The following is a 3796-nucleotide window of genomic DNA, read 5'->3' on the forward strand; positions in this document are numbered from 1 at the left end:
CTTGCGATGCGTCCCCTCGGCCCTCCGGGCCTGGGGAGACCCCATGCACCGGACGCCGCGAGCTTCCCGGCAAACCTTTCCGGCCACAGCACTAGTCCCATTGTGGGGCGGCGGCGTAGGGACCGCAGCCCGGCCGGGCTGCGCCGCGATCCCCGCCGCCCGGCCCCGTTCGGATCGCGGGGGACGTCCGGCCGGGGCCACCATGGCAGGAAGTGCGGGGGCGGAGGCGGGAGGTCGTACGGTGCGTGCCCTGCTCCTCCCGGTCCTCTTCGCACTGGCCTCGGCCCTCAGCAACGCCGTCGCCACCGTGTTGCAGCGCCAGGCCGCGATGAGCGTGCCGAGCTCCACCGGCTTCCGCGCGGGCCTGATGCTCGATCTGCTGCGGCGCCCCGGCTGGCTGGTGGGAATCCTCGCCGTGATCGCCGCAGGCGTGTGCCAGGCCCTCGCCCTGAACACCGGGCCGCTGACGGTCGTTCAGCCGCTCTTCGTCCTGGAACTGCCGCTCACGCTGATCGTGGCCTCGCTCCTGATGCGCCAGCACGTCGCGCGCATCGGGTGGGTGGCCGTGACCTGCGTGGTGGTGGGTCTCGGCGTCGCCCTCGTGGCCCTGTCCCCCGTGGGTAACCGCACCCATGTCCCCACGGACCGCTGGATCCCCGCCCTCGCCGTGTGCGGGGGAGCGGTCGTCGTACTCGCCGCCGCGGCGCTGCGACGGCCCCCTGGCCGGGCCCGTGCGGTCTGTCTGGGTGCGGCCACCGCCGTCTGCTTCGCGCTGACCGCGGCCCTGATGAAGCAGGCGACACACATCCTGGACGACGACGGAGCCGCGGCTTTCTTCACCGCCTGGCAGACGTACGCCTTCGCGGTGGCCGGAGGGGGCGCGCTCTTCCTGCTGTCGAACGCGATGCAGGCGGGGCCGCTGGTCGCGTCCCAGCCCGCCATCACGCTCGGCGACGCGATGGTGAGCCTCGTTTTCGGCGTGACGCTGTACGAGGAGCATGTCCGTTCCGGCTGGTGGGTGCTGCCGCAGCTGGCCGGCTTCGCGCTGATCGCGATGGGCGCGATCGCCCTCGCCCGTATCCCGCTCACCCGGTCCGTGGTCGCGCCCGGGGAGCAGGACGGCGCACGTCCTCAGGCCGCGCCTCCTCAGGCCGCGCCTCCGCCGACCGCGCCTCCTCAGGCCGCGCCTCCGCCGACCGCACCTCCTCCAGCCGCGCCGCCGCCGCCGTGAGCAGCATGTCGAGCGCCCTTGGGTAGGCGCTGAGATTCATGTCCGCCACCAAATGCCGTGCCGTGGCGGCGATATGGGGGTGGGTCTCGGCGGGCAGCCCGGCGTACGTCGACCGCCATGCCGCCTCGTCCGCCTCCCGTGCGGCCGCCGGCAGCGCTGTGGCCGCCGAGTCCAGGGCCGCGAACGCCAGGGCCTGGTCGACGAAGGCGTGGTAGATCTGTACCGCCTCGGCGTCGGGGAACCCCGCCCCGCGCAGCACGCCGATCATCGTCTCCACCGCCCGGATCTCATGCAGCCGGCCCGTCACCCGGCAGGCGCTGAGCACCGCCGCCTGCGGATGTGCGAGGTAGTCGGCGTGCATCCGCAGACCCATGGCCTGCAGATCCGCGCGCCAGTCACCGGTCGGCCGCCAGGCGCGCACCGTACGGCCGATCAGCTCGTCGGCGATGGCGAGCAGCAGCTCGTCGGTGTCCCGGAAGTACCGGTACAGAGCGCTCGGGTCGGCGCCCAGCGCGAGGCCGAGGCGGCGGACCGTGAGCGCGTCGGCGCCGTGCTCCTTCATCAGCCGCAGGGCCGTCTCGACGATCAGCTCCTCGGACAGCACGACGCCCTGCTTGGTCGGGCGTCTGCGCCGCCGCGCCGCCGGTGGTACGACGCGTTCACTCATCGGCGTCCTCCTCACCCAGGGCCCGTCTTCCGGATCATGCCGGGCCGACCGTCCGGTCGGGGCCATGGCCCCGCACCTTATGACAACGCCATTGACGTGTGAAGTGCACCGCCAGTTTCATGTGCGGTCACCGGGGCCGGCCAGGCCCCTTCGGTGCGAGCGGAGCTGGCCATGACAGTGAAGAAGACACCATACGGCGCGGATACTCCCGCCCACGCCTCCCTGCGCAAGTCCCTCGGCGTCGTGGACGGCGTCGCCATCGCCGCCTCCAGTACGGCAGCGACCACCAGCATCGGCATCGGCCTCGGCGTCACGGCCGCAGTGGTCGGGCTGCATCTGCCCGCGATCATGCTGGTGGCCTTCCTGCCCATTCTCGGCATCGCCGGTGCCTTCTCCCGGCTCAACCGGGTCGAGCCGAACGCGGGCAACGGCTATGTCTGGGTCGGCCGTTCGCTCACTCCCTGGCTCGGCTTCCTCGTCGGCTGGCTGGCCATCGTCGCCACGGTCGTCTTCCTCGCCTACACCACGGCCGTCACCGGGTCCACGATCCTCCAACTGGCCGGACAGGCCGGTCTCCACGACGTGGCAGGACTCGTGCTGGACCCGGACTCCACGGCCCAGGCGACCGCGGTGGGCATCCTGGTCCTGGTCGCCGTCACCCTCACCGCGGTCACCGGCGTCCGCACCGCGGCCAGGCTGCAGGGCTGGCTGCTGGTCTTCGAGTACCTGGTGCTGCTGGGCTTCTGCGGCTACGGCATCGTCACCGGGCCGCACGCCTTCAGCCTGGACTGGTTCAACCCCCTCGCCATACCTTCGCCGTCCGCGCTCGCGCAGGGTCTGCTGATCTCGGTCTTCTGCTACTGGGGCTTCGATGCGGCGTTCACCGTGAACGAGGAGGTCCGGGATCCCCGCGACGCGTCCCGTGCCGGGATCACCACCCTGTTCACGATGCTGGCGCTCTTCCTGCTCGGCTCGGTCGCCTTCCAGCGCGTACTGAGCGAGGAGGAGCTGGCGGGCAACGGCGCGCAGGGGCTGGCGTTCTTCGCCGAACGGCTGGCGTCCCAGCCGCTGGCCGCGCTGCCGCTGGTGGCCCTCATGTTCTCCGCCGTCGCCTCGCTCCAGGCCGGCGTGATCCCGGCCGCCCGGGGCATGTTCGCGATGAGCCGGGACCGTACCGTCGGGCCCGTCTGGTCCAGGGTCAGCCCCCGGTACGGGACACCCGCGGCCGGAACCCTGGTCATCGGCGCCCTCGCGGCCACCGTGGCCGTCCTGTCGCTGGTCATCCCCCAGCTCGCCGACCTGATCCTGGCGGCGGTCAACGCGATCGGCATCGTCGTCGCCCTCTCCTACGCCCTCATCGCCCTGGCCGCCGCCGTACGGTTCCGCGGACTGCTGCGCGAGAGCTGGTGGGAGGGCGTGCGCGCGGTGATCCTGCCCGCGCTCAGCGCCGCCGCACTGCTCGCACTCGGCGGCTACCTCGCCTGGTCCTTCTACGACTCGGCCGACCACTTCGAGGTCAGCCCGGACAACGGCTGGTTCATGCTGCTGGTCCCGGGACTCATGATCGTCTCCGGGATCGTGGCCGCCGCCTTGGCCAAGTGGGGCCGCAGGTCTGCGTACTTCCGTACCGGCCGCGGCACCGATGCCGACGACGTCCGGCTGCTCACCGACGAGCCGGCCACCACCGTCTGACCCGCTGGCCCGCTGACCGCCTGACTGCCCGACCACAGAAACGGAACGCTGCATGCACTCCCGCCACGCCGACCTCGTCTTCACCGGCGGCCCCGTCCTCACCCCCGGCACTGCGGCCGCCGACGGCCGGCCGACCGCGGTCGCCGTCACCGGCGACCGCATCACCGCCGTCGGCGACACCCACGACGTACAGGACCTGATCGGCC

The 3796-nt window shown here is 72.3% G+C and carries 2 protein-coding genes and 1 pseudogene; 2 read left to right on the top strand and 1 reads right to left on the bottom strand.

Annotation, left to right across the window (positions count from 1 at the left end; all coding sequences use genetic code 11):
• Positions 1-241 precede the first annotated feature (241 nt).
• Positions 242-1147, top strand: a pseudogene (locus ACWGI8_RS41205) (DMT family transporter); the annotation flags it as partial.
• Here ACWGI8_RS41205 and ACWGI8_RS41210 read toward each other — a convergent pair.
• Positions 1086-1898 carry a helix-turn-helix domain-containing protein gene (locus tag ACWGI8_RS41210; RefSeq protein ID WP_453668579.1) on the bottom strand — a complete coding sequence of 271 codons (813 nt, stop codon included), beginning with the start codon at positions 1896-1898 and terminating at the stop codon, positions 1086-1088. The pseudogene ACWGI8_RS41205 and the gene ACWGI8_RS41210 sit on opposite strands and share 62 nt — an antisense overlap.
• A 171-nt stretch (positions 1899-2069) precedes the next feature.
• Here ACWGI8_RS41210 and ACWGI8_RS41215 point away from each other — a divergent pair, with 171 nt between their 5' ends.
• Positions 2070-3590 carry an APC family permease gene (locus tag ACWGI8_RS41215; protein ID WP_453668580.1) on the top strand — a complete coding sequence of 507 codons (1521 nt, stop codon included), beginning with the start codon at positions 2070-2072 and terminating at the stop codon, positions 3588-3590.
• Positions 3591-3796 lie beyond the last annotated feature (206 nt).

The organism is Streptomyces sp. NPDC054841, from assembly GCF_053611045.1.

Coding starts and splice junctions, on each gene's coding strand:
- ACWGI8_RS41210 (WP_453668579.1), bottom strand. CDS start 1,898: ATGAGTGAACGCGTCGTACCACCGGCGGCGCGGCGGCGCAGACGCCCG.
- ACWGI8_RS41215 (WP_453668580.1), top strand. CDS start 2,070: ATGACAGTGAAGAAGACACCATACGGCGCGGATACTCCCGCCCACGCC.